Source organism: Micromonospora sp. NPDC004540, assembly GCF_040610095.1.
In the GTDB taxonomy this organism is placed as follows: domain Bacteria; phylum Actinomycetota; class Actinomycetes; order Mycobacteriales; family Micromonosporaceae; genus Micromonospora.
The window spans coordinates 1-18,111 of sequence record NZ_JBEXLR010000117.1; the positions used below are offsets into that span (position 1 = coordinate 1).

The following is an 18,111-nucleotide window of genomic DNA, read 5'->3' on the forward strand; positions in this document are numbered from 1 at the left end:
TCGGGGCGGTGCCGGGCGGTGGGGGGCCGGCCGGGCGTCGGCCCCGCCCCCCCGCCGGCCGTCCGGGCCCCGCGGCGGATGTCGAGCAGGTGGTGCTCGGCCTCGTGGACCGTGTGCCGGCCGAGCCAGCGCAACGTCCGCGCCTCGCGCCGCGGCCACGGGTAGACACCGGTGCGGGCCAGCTCCACCTCGCCGAGCGCCGCGAACCGGGCCGCGAACGCGTCGGCGGCCGCGGCCAGGTCGGCGAGGACCACCCCCGGATCCTGGGCGTTGTAGCGCTCGGTGACCACCAGTTCGTCCCGGCCCATCGGCGGGAACTCCGGCTCGTCCACGCGCAGCGCCAGCGCCAGCCGCTCACCCTGGACGCGGAAGACGTCGCGGACGTGGCAGGCGTACTCCAGCGGCGACCACACCTCCGGGGCCGGCCGCCAGCGCGGGTCCAGCGCCCCGTGCAGGGCGGCCGGATAGTGCGCGGCCACGTCGCGCAGCCGCTGCGGCAGCTCGCCGCTGTCGAGCGCGGAATAGACGAACAGGCACTCCTCACACCGATCCACGCGCTCAGGGTAGGCGGTGCGGCGGATCCGCCTCCGCCCGCGGACCTCGCGGCGCAGGATGAGCGGAGGGGCGCCGGCGTCCGGGGCGTCCACGCGGAGAAGAACGGGAGTTGCCGATGACGACCAACCGGGAGATCGTCGCCGACGCCTTCGCCGCCTGGTCCGCCGGCACCGGGACCATCACCAGCATCTTCGCCGAGGACATGCGGTGGGAGATCATCGGTCGCTCGGTGGCGGCCGGGTTGTATCAACCCGCCCGACAGTTCGTCGAGGAGGCCCTGAAGCCCTTCGGCGCGCGCTTCACGGCGGAGGATCCGTTCCGGCCCGTGCGGATCCGGGGCATCTACGAGGACCCGACCACCGGGACCGTCATCGTCGCGTGGAACGGCGCCGGCACCACCACGATCGGCACGACGTACACCGACACGGTCGCCTGGTTCCTGGAGATGCGGGACGGGAAGGTGGTCGAGGGGACCGCCTTCTTCGACAGCATCGCCTTCAACGAGTTGTGGCAGGACGTGCCGGCCTGACGTCCGCGCGCGGAGCGGGCCGAGCACGCCCGGCCGGGGCACGGGCGCCGCGTACGCCAGGATGGGCGGGTGGACTTCGAGCCGTACCGGGGTGAGCTGCTGGCGTACTGCTACCGGATGCTGGGCTCGTTCCACGAGGCCGAGGATCTCGTCCAGGAGACGATGCTGCGCGCGTGGCGGGCCCGCGACCGGTACGACCCCACACGTGCGTCGGTACGGACCTGGCTGTACCGGATCGCCACGAACGCGTGCCTGACCGCGCTGGAGGGGCGGGCGCGACGGCCCCTGCCGTCCGGGCTGGGCGCACCGAGCGCCGATCCGGAGGCGCCCCTGACACCGGCGTCGGACATCCCGTGGCTCCAGCCGTTTCCCGACGCCCGGGCCGACCTGGAGGTGCGGACCGACATGCGGCTCGCGCTGGTGGCCGCGACGCAGGTGCTGCCGGCGCGGCAGCGGGCCGTGCTCCTGCTCCGAGCGGTGCTGGACTTCAGTGCCGCCGAGGTCGCCGCGCAGCTCGACACCACGGTGGCGGCGGTCAACAGCACACTGCAGCGCGCCCGCGTCGCGCTCGCCGACGTGGGCGACGTCGGCGAGGTGACCGAGCCGGACGATCCGCAGGTGCGTGCCGTGATCCAGCAGTACGTGCGGGCGTTCGAGGCGGCGGACGTTCCCGCGCTCGTGCGGCTGCTCACCGATCAGGTGGTCCTGGAGATGCCGCCGGTGCCGCTCTGGTACCGCGGCAGCCGCGACTACGGCCTGTTCCTGGACCGGGTGTTCCGGATGCGGGGGACGGGCTGGCGGATGCGACACCTGAGCGCCAACGGGCAACCGGCGCTCGCCGCGTACGCGCCGCAGCCCGGCGGGCCGCACCGGCTGCACACGCTGCAGGTCCTCACGGTCACCGCCGGGCGGGTCGCGCACAACGTCGTCTTCGCCGATCCACGCGTGTTCGCGGCCTTCGACCTGCCCACGGAAATTTCCGCCGGCGATCTTCGTCGGGCGCGATGAGTCCGGGAGGTGCCGCCGGTACGTACCGGTGAGCACCTACCGAAGGGACATCACCGTGAGCGTCATCGTCATCCAGTTCGTCACCCTCGACGGAGTCGTGTCCGACCCGGACGGATCCGGGGGCACGCCCGCCGGCGGCTGGGCCTTCCGGCACGGCCCCGGGACCGTCGCGGGGGACAAGTTCCGCCTCGGCGACCGGCTCGACAACGGCGTCCTGCTGTTGGGGCGTACCACCTGGGAGTTGTTCTCCACGCTCTGGCCCGGACGCGCCGACCCGTTCTCCGCCCGGATGAACGCCGTACCCAAGCTGGTCGCCACCCGCACGCTGACCGACGCCTCCGCGTGGGCCAACTCCCGCATCCTCGACGGCGACCTCCTCGAAGCGGTCCGGCACGAGCGACGCGACATCGTCGTCACCGGCAGCCTGAGCGTCGTCCACACGCTGATGGCAGAGGACCTGGTCGACGAGTACCGCCTCCTGACCTTCCCCACGATTCTTGGCACCGGCATGCGGCTCTTTCCCGCCGGCGGCCCGCCCGCGTACCTGGAGTGTCTGTCGGCGGAGCAGGCGGGCGCTGCCGTCCTCGCGCGGTACGGGCGCCCGGCCCGCTGACGACGACGTGATGAAGATCCCTTTCCCGGCTTGATCAAATCCCTAGTAACCTGGTAGGCATGACAGGGAATTGCGCCATCCTTCCACTGCGGAGCATCGTGGCGGTCGCGGTGGTGAACCTTGCCCTGAACCGTCAGACCTCGCTACTCACCGACCGAGAGGCCGCCCGATGCCACCGTTGACCCTGAGACTGGGCGCAGCCGCCGCCACCGCCACCCTGGGCTGCGCTGCCTTCGCTGCTCCGGTCTCGGCCGCCGCTCCGCTCGGCGCCGCGGCCCTTCCGGCCGCTCCCGGCCGGCCGAACATCGTGTTCGTGCTCGCCGACGACCTGGGGTGGGCCGATGTCGGCACCGGCCTGACGAACAAGGGGTCGGGCAACACCGACAACGAGACCCCCACGGTCAGCCGCCTCGCCGAGGAGGGTGTCGCCTTCGACAACGCCTACGGCGGCCCCAACTGCGTGCCGACCCGAGCGGCCCTCCTTACCGGGCTCTACGCGCCCCGGCCGACGAACAACCTCTACCTGGTCAACGACCTCGACCGCGGCGGGGACGACACGCTGCTGGACGGTGCGGCGCAGGGGCTCCCCGACGGCGACGACGCGCTGCCGGGTGAGGCCTACACCGTCGGCGAGGCGCTTCGTGACGCCGGATACGCGACCGGGTACGTCGGCAAGTTCCACGTGACCAGGACCGCCGACCAGATCACGACCGACTTCGGGTTCGAGGAGAACCTGGGCGGCTCGAACTCGGGACACGCCAGCCAGTACCACGCCATCGACGGGAAGTTCAACAACACCGTCGGCCCGGCGCTGGACAGGTTCGCGGCCGACTACACCCAGGAGTACGTCGACCAGAACATCAAGCCGTACTCCCACGGCGTCGACGAGGCCACTCTGGACGCCCTCGTCGGTACCGACAAGCACGTCACCGACGCGGTGGCGGACGGGACCATCGACTTCATCGACCGCCACCGGGACGAGCCGTTCTTCACCTGGGTCAGCAACTACGCCGTGCACGCGCCGATCGGCGACAAGCAGCCCCGCACCGACCTGCTCGCGAAGTACCGGGCCAAGCCGGCCGTTCCCGGACACCCGGCCGATGCGTCCTACTCCGCGCTGGTCGAAGGCCTCGACCAGGGGCTGGCCCGCATCGTCGACCACCTCGAGACCACCCCGGACCCCCGCAACCCGGGTCACCCGTTGGCGGACAACACCATCGTGGTGTTCACCTCCGACAACGGTGGGACCGCGAACGCCGACAATGGCTGGCTCAGCGGCTACAAGGGTGAACTGCGGGAGGGCGGGCTGCGGGTCCCCGCCATCGTGTGGAGCGGGAACGAGCACCTGGTCGACGGCGGCGCGGTCGATTCGACGCCCGTCCACGCGGTCGACTACCTGCCGACGTTCGCGTCGCTGGCCGGTGCGGAGCTGCCCAAGGGCCTGCGCCCCGACGGTGTGGATCTCAGCGGGATCTGGCGCAACGAGAACGCCCAGCTCGGCGCGCGGCCGCTGTTCTGGCACCTGCCCGGCTACCTGATCGAGGGCGCGCGGGACCAGCGTCCCGAAACGGTGATCCGGTCGGGCCCGTGGAAGCTCAGCTACCGCTACGAGACCCAGGACTGGGACCTCTACAACCTCGACAGCGACATCGGTGAGACCACCGACCTTGCCGCGGCGTACCCGGACGTCACCCAGCGGCTCGGCGGCCGGCTGCTCCGGTGGCTCGCCGACGTCGACGCCCCGCTGGCCACGCTGCGCGAGGGCAAGGCGCCGATCACCGTCACCCTCCAGGGCGCCGCGTACGCCGACGGGAAGATCACCCACTACGACGAGCCGACCCAGCTCACGTTCCAGCCGGGCGACGAGGTGCCGGCGTTGCTGCCCACGGCGATCACCGACCGATGACCTCCGCACACCACCACGGCACCGCCGGGTCGACCACGCCGAGCTGTTGCGCACCCGCCGGTCCGCAGCAGACGGCGGCCGGCGGGCTGCTCCAGATCGGCCGCCGGCCGCAGCCGCCGGATCCGCTCGTCCGGGAGGCCGGTCGGCCGCGCTCCACCCGCGGCCAGGTCAGCCTCCCCGGCGGAAGCTTCGCCATGGGTGACGCCTTCGGCGAGGGCTACCCGGGTGACGGGGAAGGGCCGGTGCACGAGGTAACCGTCGGCGCCTTCACGGTCGACGCCACGACGGTCACCAACGCCGCCTTCGCGACCTTCGTCAAGGCCACCGGCTACGTCACCGAGGCCGAGACGCTCGGCGTGTCCGCGGTGTTCCAGCTGCAGACGAAGGCCGAGCGCCCCGACATCCTCGGGGCGGCCGGCGGTACGCCCTGGTGGCACGTGGTCCGCGGCGCCGACTGGCGCCATCCCTACGGGCCGGCGTCCTCGATCGCGGACCTGCAGAACCACCCGGTGGTGCAGGTGACCTGGAATGACGCCCGCGCGTACGCCGCCTGGGCGGGCAAGCGCCTGCCCACCGAAGCCGAGTGGGAGTACGCCGCCCGTGGTGGTCTCGACGGGGCGCGGTTCCCGTGGGGCGACGAACTGCTCCCGCGCGGTCGGTGGAACTGCAACATCTGGCAGGGCGAGTTCCCCCGCCGCAACACGGCCGAGGACGGCTTCATCGGCACCGCACCCGTCAAGCAGTACGCCCCCAACGGCTACGGCCTCTTCAACATGGTCGGAAATGTGTGGGAGTGGTGCGAGGACTGGTTCGCCGCCGACACCTACGCCCTGCGCGCCGGCACCCGCGTCGTCGACCCGCTCGGGCCGGGGGAACCCGATGCCGCGGGCCGGCGCGTGATGCGCGGCGGGTCGTTCCTGTGCCACGACTCCTACTGCTACCGGTACCGGGTCGCGGCCCGCTCCGGGAACACCCCTGACTCCGCAGCCTCCAACGTCGGCTTCCGCTGCGCGTGACGACCCCTGTTCCCTGCCTGTTCCTGCCATCGGAGGCAACTCATGATCACTCGCCGCCAGTTCCTCGCCGGCACCGCCGCCGGCCTCGGAGCCGCTACGCTCCCGTCCGTCGCGACAGCCGATCCGACGACCACCGGGCGACCCCGGCCGAACATCGTGCTCGTGCTCGCCGACGACCTGGGATACGGCGAGCTCGGTGCGTACGGTCAGCGGACCATCGCGACGCCGCGCCTGGACCGGCTCGCGACCGAAGGGCTGCGCTTCACCGACGCGTACTCCGCCGCGGCCGTCTGCGCGCCCTCCCGCTCCGCACTGCTGACCGGCCTGCACGCGGGTCACGGGCCGGTGCGCAACAACCCCGCGGGCGACCCGGAGGCGATCGCCTTCGCCGACGGTGACACCACGTTCGCCGAGGTGCTGCGCGCCCGGGGTTACCGGACGGGACTGTTCGGCAAGTGGGGCTTCGGTCCCGAGCGTGGCGACCAGCCGAGCCACCCCAACGCCCGCGGGTTCGACGAGTTCCTGGGCTACATCACACACGGGCACGCGCACGACTACTACCCGTCGTACCTCTGGGAGAACGGGGAGCGGCTCGAACTGCCGGAGAACGCGGGGTCCGACAAGACCACCTTCGCCCCCGACCTCTTCCAGGACCGGGCGCTCGACTTCATCCGGGCCCACCGCTCCGAGCCGTTCCTGCTCGTGGTCACCCCGAACCTTCCGCACGCCCCGAGCGACGTCCCCAGCCAGGAGCCGTACGCCGCCGAGAACTGGCCCACTGCGGACCGGGGCCACGCGGCCCAGGTCACCCGGGTCGACACCTACGTCGGTGAGTTGGTCGACGAGCTCGCCGCGCAGGGACTGCTCGAGTCCACGGTGGTCCTGGTCACCAGCGACAACGGTCCGCACGAGGAGGGCGGCGTCGACCCGGACCGGTTCGACGCGAACGGCCCCCTCACCGGCTACAAGCGCAACCTGTACGAGGGCGGCGTCCGCATCCCGTTGATCGCGTGGGCCCCGGGCCGGATCCAGCCCGGCGTGACCGATCGGGTCACCCAGCAGACCGACCTGCTCCCCACCCTGGCCGACCTGGCCGGCGTCCCCGGACCGCGCGACATCGACGGCCGGTCGTTCAGCTCGCTGCTCGAGACGCATCCGACCGCGGCCGCCGCCCAGCCGTACCTCTATTTCTGGCGGCTCGACAACGGCAACACCAAGCGTGCTCGCGCCGTCGATGGCGGCCGCCTGCAGCGAGCGGCCGAGGCGGTACGCGAGGGCAACTGGAAGGCCATCCGTTGGGCGCCGGGCGAGGACCGAACCGCACCGGACGACCAGTGGCAGGTCGAGCTCTACGACCTCGCCCACGACCTCGGCGAGACCACCGATTTGGCCGCCGCCCACCCCGAGGTCGCGACCCGGCTGGTCGGCCTCCTGCGGCAGTCCTGGGTCGACGAGGTCACGCGCGAAGGCTACGGCGTCGAGCTCGATGCCCCGGACCTGCTGCTTCCCGGCGTCACCTACGAGTTCACCGCCACCCTCGCGAACGGCTCCGCGGTGCCCTGGACCGGCGCTCGACTGGTGCTCTCCGCGCCCCGCGGCTGGACCGTCGAGCCGGCGACCAGCCGGGGGCTCGGCCGCCTCGCCCCCGGCAGCCGCGTGAGCACCACCTGGCGGGTCCAGGTGCCCGAGGAGACTACGGCGAAGGAGTGGCGCCTGACCGTGTCGGGTTACGCCGTCGCCGGCGACGCGCCGCTCACCTTCCGCGCCGAGCGCCGCTTCACTCCGCCGCCACCGCCGCCGACCACCGACTCGTACCTGAGCGATCTGCCGTGGCTCGCCGCGGTCAACGGCTGGGGTCCGGTGGAGCTGGACACCAGCAACGGGAAGCAGGCCGCGGGGGACGGCACGCCCATCTCCTTCGGGGGCACCGTCCACGCCAAGGGCCTCGGTGTCCACTCCTACTCCGAGGTCACCTACCACCTCGGCGGCCGGGCGGCCCGGTTCACCTCGGTCGTGGGGATCGACGACTTCAGCGCCCGGCAGAGCTCGCGGGGCAACACGATCGCCGAGGTGTGGGCCGACGACCGGCTCATCCACACGAGCGGTGTGCTGCGGGCGTCCACCGGCCCCGAACCGGTGGACGTGGACGTCCGGGGAGCCCGGCTGCTGCGCCTGATCGTGCGTGCCGCCGACTCCGGCAACGGCTTCAACCACACGTCGTGGGCGGACGCCTTCGTCCGGCTGGGCTGACCGGGCGTTGTCGCGAGCCCGCCCGCGCGCACACCGACGTCGATGCCGGCAGGCCGCCGGCGTCGACGTCGGTCTCCGCGTCCGGCGGCGAGAGCCTCTGGCCACCCGCCTCGTTCGACGGCACCGCCTTGACGAAGTGTGGCGGTACGTGCCGGTTCAGCCCTTAGGCTGGCTGAGGGAGCCGAGGGAGAGGTGGAGCGGTGGGTGACGGCGGTCAGGGCCGGTCGACGGCGAGGCGGAACCGGCTGCTCCTGGCCGGCCTGCTGGCTGTGGTCGGCCTGATCCTGCTGTTGCTCGGCCTGACCGTGGCGAACGGGGCCGTCGCCGGCGTCGAGGTCGCGCTGGCCCTGCTGCTCCTGATCGCCAGCTACGCGATCCAGTACGCGGCCCGCCGCAACACCCTCTACCGCGACGAGCGGCAGCGCTGAGCGGGCCGCGCCCGGAACCCCGCTAGGCTGACCGGGTGGATCAGGAAGACCGGATCGCGCTGTTCCTCGACTACGAGAACCTGGCGCTGGGCGTACGCGACCATCACGGTGGCCGGCCGTTCGACTTCCGCCCGATCGCCGACGCCCTCGCCGAGCGCGGCCGGGTGGTGGTGCGCCGGGCGTACGCGGACTGGTCGTACTTCGACGAGGACCGGCGGATGCTCACCCGGTCACACGTCGAGCTGATCGAGATACCGCAGCGGATGGGCGCCACGCGGAAGAACGCGGCCGACATCAAGATGGCCGTCGACGCCGTCGAGTTGGCCTTCGAGCGGGACTACATCTCCACCTTCGTCATCTGCACCGGGGACAGCGACTTCACGCCGCTGGTGCACAAGCTCCGGGAGCTCAACAAGCGGGTGATCGGGGTCGGCGTGGAGAAGTCCACCTCGGCGCTGCTCCCGCCCGCCTGCGACGAGTTCCTCTTCTACGACCGCCTCGAAGGGGTCGACGTGCCGCCCGCAGCCGGCCGCCGGGGCCGGGCGGGCCGCCCGGCCGAGCCCGAGCCGCAACGGCCGGCCGAGCCGCAGGCCGAACCGCCGGTCGAGGTCGCGCCGGCCGCGGAGGAGCCGGCGCGGGACGTCGACACGCTCGCCGTGCTGGTGGCCCAGACCGTGGCGGGCATGCAGGGCAGCTCCAGCGGCGAGGTGACCGCTTCCGGCCTGAAGCGCACCCTGCTCCGCAAGGACCCGACGTTCAGCGAGTCCGACTACGGCTTCCGTACCTTCGGGGAGCTGTTGCGCCACCTGGCCGGGAACAACGTCATCGAGCTGGCCGCGGGACCCGCCAAGGGCGACCCGGAGGTGTCGCTGCCCGAACGGGGCGACCGGGAGGTGGCCTTCGCGCTGCTGCGGTCCGTGGTGGTGGACCTGGCCGGCGAGGGTGGCGCGGTGGCGCTGTCCGGGCTGAAGGACCAGCTCCGGCGGGCGCGGCCCGACTTCAGCGAGAAGAAGCTCGGCTACCGCAGCTTCCTCCAGTTCTGCAAGGCCGCCGCCACCAGCGGGGCGGTGGAGCTGCGGTGGAGCCCGGAGGCCGAGGACTACCTGCTCAGCCCGCAGACCCCCTGACGATCGGGCCCGCGCCGGCTCAGGTCCGGTGCAGCAGCGGGTTCAGCACCGGAAGCCGGAGAGGATCCAGACAGATGCCCGACATGGCCGGGTCGGTTGGGACGGCGAGGCGGTCGGCGTTGCGGTGGGGCTTGCGGTCGGCGTGGCGGTGGGGCTTGCGGTCGGGCTCGCCGCCGGGGGTGGGCTCCCGGTCGGGCTCACCGCCGGCGGGGTCGACGGCGTTGCCGGCGCGGGCGTCGTGGCGCGGGACGGCGCCGGGAGCACGACCTGCGTCGTGCCGACCCCGGTCGGGGTTTGCGTCACGGTTGAACCCGTAGGCCCACCGGCCCGGCGGGGGAGCGGGGTGGGTCCGCCGGCCGGCGACGGGGCCGGGCCGCCGTCTCGCCCGCCCGCCCGGCCGGGGTCGGGGTCCGGCGTGAGGTCGTCGCCCGGGGCCCCGGCGGGGCTGCCCGCGGCCGGCTTCGCCCGGTGCGCCGGACCGGCCGTGGCCGGCCAGGTGCCCGCGGCCGTCACCCCGAGCAGCACGGCGACCGCCACGACCCCGGCCGCCGCCAGGCGCTCCGGCCGCCGCCGCACCACCGGGGCGTCCGCGACGCCGAGCGGTCGCGGGGGCCGGGGCCGGGCCGCACGGTGGGCCGCCAGCAGCGCGTCGAGCCCCGCGGCGACCGCGTCGCGCGTCCCGGTTGCGGTGGCGTACGCCAGGGTGAGGTAGAAGCGGAAGTTCGCCGCGCCGCTGACGGGCACCCGCAGCCCGGCGGGCCGTCCGCCGTCCCCGGTGTGCAGCAGGGTGACCGGCAGGCCGGGGTGGTGCCCCGGCCCGAGCAGGTCACCATGGGCCCACTCGCGCCGGCCGGCCCGCCCGGTGAAGGCGACCCGCCGGTCGGTCACCACGGCGGCGCCGGTGTCGATTACCCGCAGCCCGGCCGGGAGCGGGCCGTCGGCCGGGTCGAGCAGTGCCGCGGTCAGCGCCGGGTCCGGCGCGGGGAGCCCGGGCAGGTGCCGGGCCTGCGCCTCGACCAGCTCCACGACCGGCAGGACCCGGTAGACCACCTCGCCGTCGTCGAGCGGCACCGGCAACTCGGCGCCGGCCAGGGCGCACCCGTGGAATCCGGTCGCCTCAATCCGCAGCCGCTCCAGGTGCTCGTTGCGCCGCCGCCAGTCCCGGGCCGCCGCCTCGTAGGCGCGCCGCCGGCGTTCGTTCTCGCGCCGCACCCATGCAATCTGTCGTCCCAGTTCGGGGTGAGGCCCGACCGGGGTGGACCGTCTCGCCGTCACACCCGGTACAACGCCCTCCACCCACCGTGGACACGTGAGGGTGGCTAACGTCCGCTTTGATGGGGGTACGTCCGTGTCTACAATCGGCGCATGCCCGAGATCGTCCAGTTGCTGGCCTCGCCGGTGCACCGCTACGTGGGCCGGCCGGCCGACGGCCCGGCCCCGGCGCCGCCCAGCGAGCTGGTGGAGCAGGTCCGGATCCGGGCCGGTCTGGGCATCGTCGGCGACCGCTACTTCGGCCGGCCGGCGCACCGCGAGGCGAGCGTGACCCTGATCGCGCAGGAGTCGCTGCCGGCCGGCGCCGACCTCACCCAGGTCCGGCGCAACGTGCTGACCCGCGGCATCGCCGTGGACGAGCTGGTCGGCCGGGTGATCACCCTGGACTCCGGCGACGGGCCGGTCAGCCTGCGGGTGCACCGGGCCGCCCCGCCCTGCGCCTGGCTGGACGTCACCGTCGCGCCCGGCACCTGGAAGGCGCTGCGCGGCCGGGGCGGGGTCCGCTGCGCCCCGCTCACCGACGGCGTGCTGCGGGTCGGGCCGGTCGCGATCACCATCGATTCCTGACCGGTCCCGGGAACTTTCCGGCCCCGCCTGCCGACCAACACGTGACCGTCCGGTCGGCGGCGGGTGGCAGGGAGGACCGCGGGGATGAACCGAACGAGGTCCGCGCCCGTACCGTGGATCATGACGACGGTGGACCGGCGGGCCGGTCGCGGATGACCGCCGAGGCCGACGACGAGCAGGTGACCCGGTGGGCGCACCGGGCCGGCCGGGGCGACCGGCAGGCCGCCGCCGCGTTCGTCCGGGCCCTCCAGGGCCCGGTGTGGCGGTTCCTCGCGCATCTGGCCGGCCCCGCCGAGGCCGACGACCTGACCCAGGAGACGTTCCTGCGCGCGCTGCGCGCCCTGCCCGGTTTCGCCGGCCGGTCCACGGCGCGTACCTGGGTCTTCACCATCGCCCGCCGGGTCGCCGTGGATCACGTCCGGGCCGCGACGGCGCGTCCCCGGGTGGCCGCGCTGCCCGACTGGCAGGCCGCCGCCGAGGCGGCCGGGGCGGTCACCCCGGGCGGGGACGAGGGGGTCACCCTGCGCGGGCTCATCGCCGGGCTCGCCCCGGAGCGACGGGAGGCGTTCGTCGCCACCCAGGTGGTCGGCCTCTCCTACGCCGAGGCCGCCCAGGTGTGCGGCTGCCCGGTCGGCACCATCCGATCCCGGGTGGCCCGGGCCCGCGAGGATCTGGCCGCCGCCTGGCAGGGCGACGCCCGGCCGGCCCGGGGCAGCCGGGTGGTCTGACCAGCCGTCAGGCGGCGCGGCGGTCGCGGGCCTGCGCGGCGTACGGCGCGGGTGGCAGCAGGCGCAGCGGGGCCGGCTCCGGCGGCTCCTCGGTGCGCAGCGACCAGCGCGACCCGGCCGACCGGCCCTGCCGGGGCGGCGTGCCGCCCGGGCGCCACCGGGGCCGGGCGAGCAGCACCATCACCACCCAGCCGATCAGCAGGAAGCCGTGGCTGACCAGCCGCTGCACCGCCACCTGCCCGGTGATCAGGTCGTTCACCGACAGCAGCACCAGGGTGGCGACGAACGCGCTGAGCATGGGCAGCAGCCCCGCCGGGGCCGAGCGCCGCAGCGCGACGTAGAGGAAGCCGGCGCCCACCGCCACGTTCCAGGCGGCCGACTCGTGCCACAGGTGCTGGCCGGTGGCGTGCCCGTGGTCGATCACGGTCTCCCGGCCGACCTGGGCCAGCCCGAGCACGAGTTGCACCGCGCCGAGCAGACCGAGCACCCCGCGCAGCCCCAGCGCCAACCGTTCCGGCCACCCGCGCCGGGCCGGCGGCGCCGCGGCGAGCACCGCGTCCACGAGGTCGGGCACCTGCGGGGCGAGCTGGGTACGGGCGCGCCGGGTCACCGCGGTGGCCGCCTCGAACCAGCCCCGGCATCCGGCGCAGCCCGCCAGGTGCGCCTCGGCCGCCGCGCTCTCCGACCGGGTCGCCTCCCCGTCCAGCTGCGCCGACAGGATCTCCCGCCACTGCTCACACGCCATGTACAGGTAGTCGTCCGCACCGCCCGCCTGGTTCCCGACGGGAGTGCCTTCACCCGCGGCCGGTGTGCCATCGTGATCCTTCCGGTGCGGGCCGCCGCCGGCGTGAGGTCCGAGTGGGGAGGTCTGGCGATGGGGGAGGGCTCGTCCGGGCCGCTGCGCGGCGTCCTCGTGGCGGACTTCTCCCGGATCCTGGCCGGGCCGTACGCGACCATGCTCCTGGCCGACCTGGGCGCCGACGTGATCAAGGTGGAGGCGCCGGGCGGCGACGACACCCGGACCTGGCAGCCCCCGGTCCGCGACGGCGTCGCCACCTACTACCTCGCCGTCAACCGCAACAAGCGCTCACTGGTCCTCGACCTCACCGACCCCGGAGACGCGGTGCTGGCCCGCCGGCTCGCCGCCCGGGCCGACGTCATGATCCAGAACTTCCGGCCCGGTGCGCTGCGCCGCTTCGGCCTCGACCACGGCACCGTCACCGCCGCCAACCCGCGACTGGTGTACGCCTCGATCAGCGGCTTCGGCGCGGCCGGCGGCGCGGACCTGCCCGGGTACGACCTCATGGTGCAGGCGGCGTCGGGGCTGATGAGCCTGACCGGGGCGGCCGACGGCCCCCCGTACAAGGCGGGGGTGGCGGTCTTCGACGTGATCGCCGGGCTGCACGCGGCGGTCGGGATCCTGGCCGCGCTGCACCACCGGGCGGCCACCGGCGTCGGGCAGCACGTCGAGGTGGAGCTGCTCTCCTCGGCGTTGTCCGGGCTGGTCAACCATGCCAGCGCGCACGTCGCCGGGGGAGTGGTGCCGCACCGGATGGGCAACGCCCACCCGAGCATCGTGCCCTACGAGCCGCTGCCCACCGCCGACGGCGAGCTGGTGGTGATCGCCGGCAACGACGGCCAGTTCCGGACCCTGTGCCGGGTGCTCGGCCTGCCCGGGCTCCCCGACGATCCGCGGTTCCGGCACAACCGGGACCGCACGGCGCACCGCGACGCGCTGCGGCCGTTGCTGGTGACCGCCCTGGCCCGGCGGACCAGCGCCGAGTGGTTCCGCGAGCTGCGCGCGGCGGGCGTGCCGTGCAGCCCGATCAACACGGTCGCCGACGGGCTGGCCCTGGCCGAGGGGCTCGGGCTCGACCCGGTGGTCACCGTCGGCGGGGTGCCGGGGGTGCGCCACCCGATCGGCCTGTCGGCCACGCCGCCCCGTTACGACCTGCCGCCGCCGGGGCTGGACGAGCACGGCGCGGAGCTGCGTGCCTGGCTGGCCGGGTGAGCGGTCAGCGCCGCGCGGCGGCGAGCAGGTCGTTGACCAGCCCGGTGGCGGTCTCCGCCGCGGCGGCGGCGTCCGGGCGCCCGGCGCTGCCGTAGAGGCCCTCCACGACCAGCCAGATCCGGTCGGCGAGCCGGCCCGGGTCGGCCACGTCGAGCCGGGCCACCAGGGCGTCGATCTCGGCCCGGGTGTCGCGCAGGTAGTCCCGGGCCACCCGGCCGGGCTCGCCCGCGTCGCCCGGAAACTCGGCGAGGTAGAGGCGGAAGGCGCAGCCGCGGAAGTCCGGCCCGGTGGCGGTGGCGGCGATCTCCGCGACCAGGGCTCGCAGCCGCGCCGCCGGGTCGTCGGGCAGCCCCTCGGCCGCCGCGGCCCCGGCCCGCTCGCGCTCCCGGCGGCACCCCCGCAGGTACGCGGCGACCAGGTCGTCCTTGCTCGGGAAGTGGGTGTAGAGCAGGTTCTTGCCGCAGCCGGCGGCGTCGATCACCTGGTTCATCCCGACAGCCCGGACGCCGTGCCGGTAGAACAGCTCGCCGGCGGTGCGCAGGATCCGCTCCCGGCTCCCCGGTGCCGCGGTGCGGGCCATCGCTCCTCCTTCGGTCGTCTGTGGCGAGAATAACGGACCGATCGGTCCGGAGGCGATTGACCGGCCCGCAGCGGGTGGCGCAGGATCGGACCACTCGGTCCCGGACCGATCGGTCCGGTAATGGTCCCAGGAGGTAGCGATGCGCGACGCGGTCATCGTCGAGGCGGTACGGACCCCGGTGGGTCGGGCGAAGCGGGGCGGGGCGTACCTCGACGTCCACCCCGTGGACCTGCACGCGCACGCGCTGCGCAGCCTGGTCGCCCGGGTGCCCGGGCTGGACCCGGTCGAGATCGACGACGTGGTCGGCGGCGCGGTCGCCCAGGTCGGCGAGCAGAGCACCAACACCACCCGGCTCGCCGCGCTCGCGGCCGGCTTCCCCGAGTCGGTGCCCGGGGTGACCGTGGACCGGCAGTGCGGCAGCAGCCAGCAGGCGCTCAGCTTCGCCGCCCAGGGCCTGGTCGCCGGGGCGTACGACATCGTCGTCGCCTCGGGCGTCGAGTCGATGAGCCGGGTGCCGATCGGCAGTGCCGCCGTGGTCGACGGCGTCCGCGCCGACTTCGCCGGGCCGGCGGTCGCCGCGCGCTACCCGGGCGGGCTCGTCCCGCAGGGCGTCGCCGCCGAGCTGATCGCTCGCAAGTGGGGCCTGTCCCGTGGCCGGCTCGACGAGTACGCCGCCACCAGCCACCAGCGGGCCGCCGAGGCGTGGCGGCAGGGGTGGTTCGCCGGCCAGGTCGTCCCGCTGCCGGGCGTCGACCTCGCCATGGACGAGACCATCCGGCCCGGAACCACGGTGGCACGCCTCGCCGAACTGCCGCCGGCCTTCGCCGCCGAGCACTGGACCGCCCGCTTCGGCGAGCTGGACTGGAAGGTCACCGCCGGCAACTCCAGCCCGCTCAACGACGGCGCGGCGGCCCTGCTGCTCACCACCGGCGAGACCGCCCGTCGGCGCGGCTGGCGGCCCCGGGCCCGGATCCACACCGCCACCGTGGTCGGTGACGACCCGATCCTCATGCTCACCGGCATCATCCCGGCCACCGCCAAGGTGCTCGCCCGGGCCGGGCTCACCATCGGCGACATCGACGCGTTCGAGGTCAACGAGGCGTTCTCGTCGGTGGTGCTGGCCTGGCTGGACGAGACCGGCGCGGACCCGGCGAAGGTGAACGTCGACGGCGGGGCCATCGCCATCGGCCACCCGCTCGGGGCCAGCGGCGCCCGGCTGGCCACCACCCTGCTGCACGTGCTCGAACGCACCGGCGGCCGCTACGGCCTGCAGACCATGTGCGAGGCCGGTGGCACCGCCAACGCCACGATCATCGAACGCCTCGACGGCTGACCGGCCGGCTGCGGCGGGTCAGTCCGCGATGCCGGTGAACGCGACCACCTGCTCCGCCCGCAGCCGGACCAGCAGCTCGCCGGGGACGGCGTTGCGCCGGCCGTATTCCTCGGCGCGCTCGGCGCCCATGTAGCGGGCGGCGATCCGGGTGGACCAGGGCAGCGACTCGGCCGGATCCTCGCTGACCGTCACCGGGCCCCGCACGGTCACGAAGGCGTAGGGCGGGTGCTCCTCGTCGACGGTCAGCGCGGCCCGTGGGTCGCGGACCAGGTTGCGCCCCTTCACGCTGCTCCGGCCGGTGTTGAAGACGAGGTCGTCGCCGTCGAGCACGAACCAGATCGGGGCCACGTGCGGGGAGCCGTCGGCCCGCACAGTGGCCAGCTTCCCCGTCCGGGTGCCGGCGGTGACGAAGGCCCGCCACTGGTCGTCGCTCATCCGCTGCGCCATGCCGCCATTCTGGCCCACCTCGCCGACATCTCCGGCCGGCGCCCGCTCCCAGCGAGTTCACAGCCGCGCGACCTGTCCGGCGGGCTGGGCCCGGCATAGCCTCGGACCGGCCGCCACCCATCCTGACCTGGGGAGATCACGTGTCGTACCCGACCACCGCCGGACCGGCCGGTCCGGTCCCGCCCCGCCGGTCAGCGCGGCGGCCCTGGCCGCGCTGGGCCCGGTGGTGCGTGGCGGTCGGCACGACGCTGATGACACTGAGCGGCGTCGCGCTGGGCGGCAGCGCCTACCTGCTGCACGCGGCCACGGGGGAGGTCACCCGGCAGAACCTGCTCGGCGCCGCGGCCGCGCCGAGCGAGCAGCACCGGACGATCACCGGGGCGAAGAACATCCTGCTCGTCGGGGTCGACACCCGCGCCAACCAGGACCCGAGCCAGCTCACCCGGGCGGACTCGATCATCCTGCTGCACGTCCCGGCCGACCACAGTCAGGCCTACCTGGTGTCGCTGCCCCGGGACTCGCTGGTCACCATCCCGGCGTACGACAACGGGGCGACGCCGTTCCGCGGCGGGCAGAACAAGATCAACGCTGCCTTCGCCTTCGGCAGCCGGGGACTGACCGGCTCCGCGGCGCTCTCGCACGGCTTCGAACTGCTGGCGCTGACCATCCGCGACCTGACCGGGATCACGCCCGACGCCGGCGGGATCATCGACTTCCAGGGCTTCAAGAAGATCGTCCAGGTGCTCGGCCACGTCTGCATGTACGTGGACGAGACCACCACCTCGATCCACGTCGGGCACGACGCCTCCGGCAAGCCCGCCGCGCCGTACGCGATCAACCCGGACGGCACGGTGAACCACCGCATCCCCGGCGTCACCCCGAACGTCTACACCAAGGGCCAGCACTGCCTCGACCCGGCACAGGCGCTGGACTTCGTCCGGCAGCGGGACCTGCTGGCCAACCACGACTTCGACTACGGGCGGCAGCGCCACCAGCAGCAGTTCGTCAAGGCGGTGCTCGCCCAGGTGGTCAGCCAGGGACTGGGCTCGCCCACCAAGCTGCCCGGGCTGCTGTCGGCGGTCGGCCGGACGATGACCGTGGACGACGGCGGGATCCCGCTGGCCGACTGGGCCTTCGCCATGCGGGGCGTGAAGCCCGAGTCGATCACCACGCTCAAGACCAACGGCGGCACCTTCAACAGCCGTACCGTGCCGGGCGTCGGCAGCGCCGAGATCCTCAGCCCGACCAGCGTGCAACTGCTGCACGCGGTGCGCGACGACACGGTCGCCGCGTTCGTCGCGGCCCACCCGGACTGGGTAGCCGACTCCGGCGTCCCCGGAGCACTACGGCCTGTTTCATAACTCGGTGGAGTTGTGAGACAGCGCCCTTCTCGGGCGTCCGCGCCTTGCCCTGGGTGGGGTGGGTGCGGTTCCTGCGTCATCGGGGCCGGTTTCGCCTGCGCGTGTGCGCGGGCCAGGGCCTTCCCCTCGGCGGGCGTTGGTGACCGGGCCCCCTGCGGGGAGGTCCCGGATCTGGGCGTGGTGCTGCTCGGCCCAGATGGCGAGGTTGACTGCGGCGTTGTGGTCCCGGTCGGCGTGATGCCCGCACGGCTGGCAGGTGAAGGTGCGCTGGTGCAGCGGCATCGTGGGGGCCACGCTCCGGCATGCCGAACAGGTCTTGGTCGACGGGTACCAGCGGTCGACCAGGGCCAGTTGGCCGCCGCGCCACTGCTGCTTGTAGG

General features: G+C 74.0%; 18 protein-coding genes and 1 pseudogene. 13 read left to right on the top strand and 6 right to left on the bottom strand.

The genetic code is table 11. From position 1 onward, the window contains the following. On the bottom strand, positions 1–554 hold a 554-nt coding region (locus ABZV78_RS27745; protein WP_355643216.1), incomplete at its 3' end, for a DinB family protein. Positions 555–670: 116 nt separating this feature from the next. On the opposite strand from ABZV78_RS27745, the gene ABZV78_RS27750 reads away from it, so the two are divergent. The 8 genes and pseudogenes from ABZV78_RS27750 to ABZV78_RS27785 all read left to right on the top strand — a co-directional run bounded on the left by ABZV78_RS27750 (position 671) and on the right by ABZV78_RS27785 (position 9,432). Continuing rightward, positions 671–1,084, top strand: coding sequence for a hypothetical protein (locus tag ABZV78_RS27750; protein ID WP_355643218.1), 414 nt, complete (start codon positions 671–673; stop codon positions 1,082–1,084). Positions 1,085–1,141: 57 nt separating this feature from the next. Further along, a pseudogene (locus ABZV78_RS27755) lies at positions 1,142–2,092 on the top strand (sigma-70 family RNA polymerase sigma factor); the annotation flags it as partial. Between the two features lie 55 nt (positions 2,093–2,147). Then, complete coding sequence (locus tag ABZV78_RS27760) at positions 2,148–2,705, top strand: dihydrofolate reductase family protein (protein ID WP_355643220.1); 558 nt, start codon at positions 2,148–2,150, stop codon at positions 2,703–2,705. A gap of 178 nt (positions 2,706–2,883) precedes the next feature. Continuing rightward, positions 2,884–4,611, top strand: a complete 1,728-nt coding sequence (locus tag ABZV78_RS27765) for a sulfatase (protein ID WP_355643222.1) — start codon at positions 2,884–2,886, stop codon at positions 4,609–4,611. Next, on the top strand, positions 4,608–5,627 hold the full coding sequence (locus tag ABZV78_RS27770) for a formylglycine-generating enzyme family protein (RefSeq protein WP_355643223.1): 1,020 nt from the start codon (positions 4,608–4,610) through the stop codon (positions 5,625–5,627). The genes ABZV78_RS27765 and ABZV78_RS27770 overlap by 4 nt, the downstream gene beginning before the upstream one ends. Before the next feature lie 42 nt (positions 5,628–5,669). Further along, positions 5,670–7,877, top strand: coding sequence for a sulfatase-like hydrolase/transferase (locus ABZV78_RS27775; RefSeq protein ID WP_355643225.1), 2,208 nt, complete (start codon positions 5,670–5,672; stop codon positions 7,875–7,877). A gap of 200 nt (positions 7,878–8,077) precedes the next feature. Beyond that, positions 8,078–8,305 (top strand): hypothetical protein, encoded by a 228-nt coding sequence (locus ABZV78_RS27780; protein ID WP_355643227.1) that lies wholly within the window; start codon positions 8,078–8,080, stop codon positions 8,303–8,305. 35 nt (positions 8,306–8,340) lie between these two features. Next, entirely contained in the window at positions 8,341–9,432 is a 1,092-nt protein-coding gene (locus ABZV78_RS27785; RefSeq protein ID WP_355643229.1) for a PIN domain-containing protein, read from the top strand. A gap of 42 nt (positions 9,433–9,474) precedes the next feature. Here the strand turns inward: ABZV78_RS27785 and ABZV78_RS27790 are convergent, their stop codons facing one another. After that, a complete protein-coding gene (locus ABZV78_RS27790; protein WP_355643231.1) occupies positions 9,475–10,644 on the bottom strand; it encodes a hypothetical protein in 1,170 nt (389 codons plus the stop codon). 153 nt (positions 10,645–10,797) lie between these two features. Between ABZV78_RS27790 and ABZV78_RS27795 the strand changes: the two genes are divergently transcribed. Both ABZV78_RS27795 and ABZV78_RS27800 read left to right on the top strand, forming a co-directional pair. Next, a complete protein-coding gene (locus ABZV78_RS27795) occupies positions 10,798–11,271 on the top strand; it encodes a molybdenum cofactor biosysynthesis protein (protein WP_355643233.1) in 474 nt (157 codons plus the stop codon). 152 nt (positions 11,272–11,423) lie between these two features. Beyond that, the gene (locus tag ABZV78_RS27800; RefSeq protein ID WP_355643235.1) at positions 11,424–11,999 is read left to right on the top strand and encodes a sigma-70 family RNA polymerase sigma factor; all 576 of its coding nucleotides are present in this window, start codon (positions 11,424–11,426) and stop codon (positions 11,997–11,999) included. 7 nt (positions 12,000–12,006) lie between these two features. Here the strand turns inward: ABZV78_RS27800 and ABZV78_RS27805 are convergent, their stop codons facing one another. Further along, positions 12,007–12,744: a zf-HC2 domain-containing protein gene (locus tag ABZV78_RS27805; protein WP_355643237.1), complete on the bottom strand. Its 738-nt coding sequence runs from the start codon at positions 12,742–12,744 to the stop codon at positions 12,007–12,009. A gap of 129 nt (positions 12,745–12,873) precedes the next feature. Between ABZV78_RS27805 and ABZV78_RS27810 the strand changes: the two genes are divergently transcribed. Then, positions 12,874–14,010 (top strand): CoA transferase, encoded by a 1,137-nt coding sequence (locus tag ABZV78_RS27810; RefSeq protein WP_355643239.1) that lies wholly within the window; start codon positions 12,874–12,876, stop codon positions 14,008–14,010. Between the two features lie 4 nt (positions 14,011–14,014). On the opposite strand, the gene ABZV78_RS27815 is transcribed toward ABZV78_RS27810, so the two are convergent. Then, positions 14,015–14,590, bottom strand: a complete 576-nt coding sequence (locus ABZV78_RS27815; protein ID WP_355643241.1) for a TetR/AcrR family transcriptional regulator — start codon at positions 14,588–14,590, stop codon at positions 14,015–14,017. A gap of 139 nt (positions 14,591–14,729) precedes the next feature. On the opposite strand from ABZV78_RS27815, the gene ABZV78_RS27820 reads away from it, so the two are divergent. Next, positions 14,730–15,923, top strand: a complete 1,194-nt coding sequence (locus ABZV78_RS27820; RefSeq protein ID WP_355643243.1) for a thiolase family protein — start codon at positions 14,730–14,732, stop codon at positions 15,921–15,923. Between the two features lie 18 nt (positions 15,924–15,941). Here the strand turns inward: ABZV78_RS27820 and ABZV78_RS27825 are convergent, their stop codons facing one another. Continuing rightward, positions 15,942–16,370, bottom strand: coding sequence for a PPOX class F420-dependent oxidoreductase (locus ABZV78_RS27825; protein ID WP_355643245.1), 429 nt, complete (start codon positions 16,368–16,370; stop codon positions 15,942–15,944). Positions 16,371–16,510: 140 nt separating this feature from the next. Here ABZV78_RS27825 and ABZV78_RS27830 point away from each other — a divergent pair, with 140 nt between their 5' ends. Next, positions 16,511–17,731 carry an LCP family protein gene (locus ABZV78_RS27830; RefSeq protein WP_355643247.1) on the top strand — a complete coding sequence of 407 codons (1,221 nt, stop codon included), beginning with the start codon at positions 16,511–16,513 and terminating at the stop codon, positions 17,729–17,731. Here ABZV78_RS27830 and ABZV78_RS27835 read toward each other — a convergent pair. Next, positions 17,726–18,111, bottom strand: a 386-nt coding sequence (locus ABZV78_RS27835; protein WP_355643249.1) for a transposase, incomplete at its 5' end; no start/stop codon positions are given. The two genes, ABZV78_RS27830 and ABZV78_RS27835, sit on opposite strands and share 6 nt — an antisense overlap.

Excerpts from the sequence above, each read along its gene's own strand:
- ABZV78_RS27770 (WP_355643223.1), top strand. The coding sequence starts at position 4,608 with ATGACCTCCGCACACCACCACGGCACCGCCGGGTCGACCACGCCGAGC.
- ABZV78_RS27795 (WP_355643233.1), top strand. The coding sequence starts at position 10,798 with ATGCCCGAGATCGTCCAGTTGCTGGCCTCGCCGGTGCACCGCTACGTG.
- ABZV78_RS27750 (WP_355643218.1), top strand. The coding sequence starts at position 671 with ATGACGACCAACCGGGAGATCGTCGCCGACGCCTTCGCCGCCTGGTCC.
- ABZV78_RS27820 (WP_355643243.1), top strand. The coding sequence starts at position 14,730 with ATGCGCGACGCGGTCATCGTCGAGGCGGTACGGACCCCGGTGGGTCGG.
- ABZV78_RS27825 (WP_355643245.1), bottom strand. The coding sequence starts at position 16,370 with ATGGCGCAGCGGATGAGCGACGACCAGTGGCGGGCCTTCGTCACCGCC.
- ABZV78_RS27800 (WP_355643235.1), top strand. The coding sequence starts at position 11,424 with ATGACCGCCGAGGCCGACGACGAGCAGGTGACCCGGTGGGCGCACCGG.
- ABZV78_RS27810 (WP_355643239.1), top strand. The coding sequence starts at position 12,874 with ATGGGGGAGGGCTCGTCCGGGCCGCTGCGCGGCGTCCTCGTGGCGGAC.
- ABZV78_RS27805 (WP_355643237.1), bottom strand. The coding sequence starts at position 12,744 with ATGGCGTGTGAGCAGTGGCGGGAGATCCTGTCGGCGCAGCTGGACGGG.
- ABZV78_RS27775 (WP_355643225.1), top strand. The coding sequence starts at position 5,670 with ATGATCACTCGCCGCCAGTTCCTCGCCGGCACCGCCGCCGGCCTCGGA.
- ABZV78_RS27815 (WP_355643241.1), bottom strand. The coding sequence starts at position 14,590 with ATGGCCCGCACCGCGGCACCGGGGAGCCGGGAGCGGATCCTGCGCACC.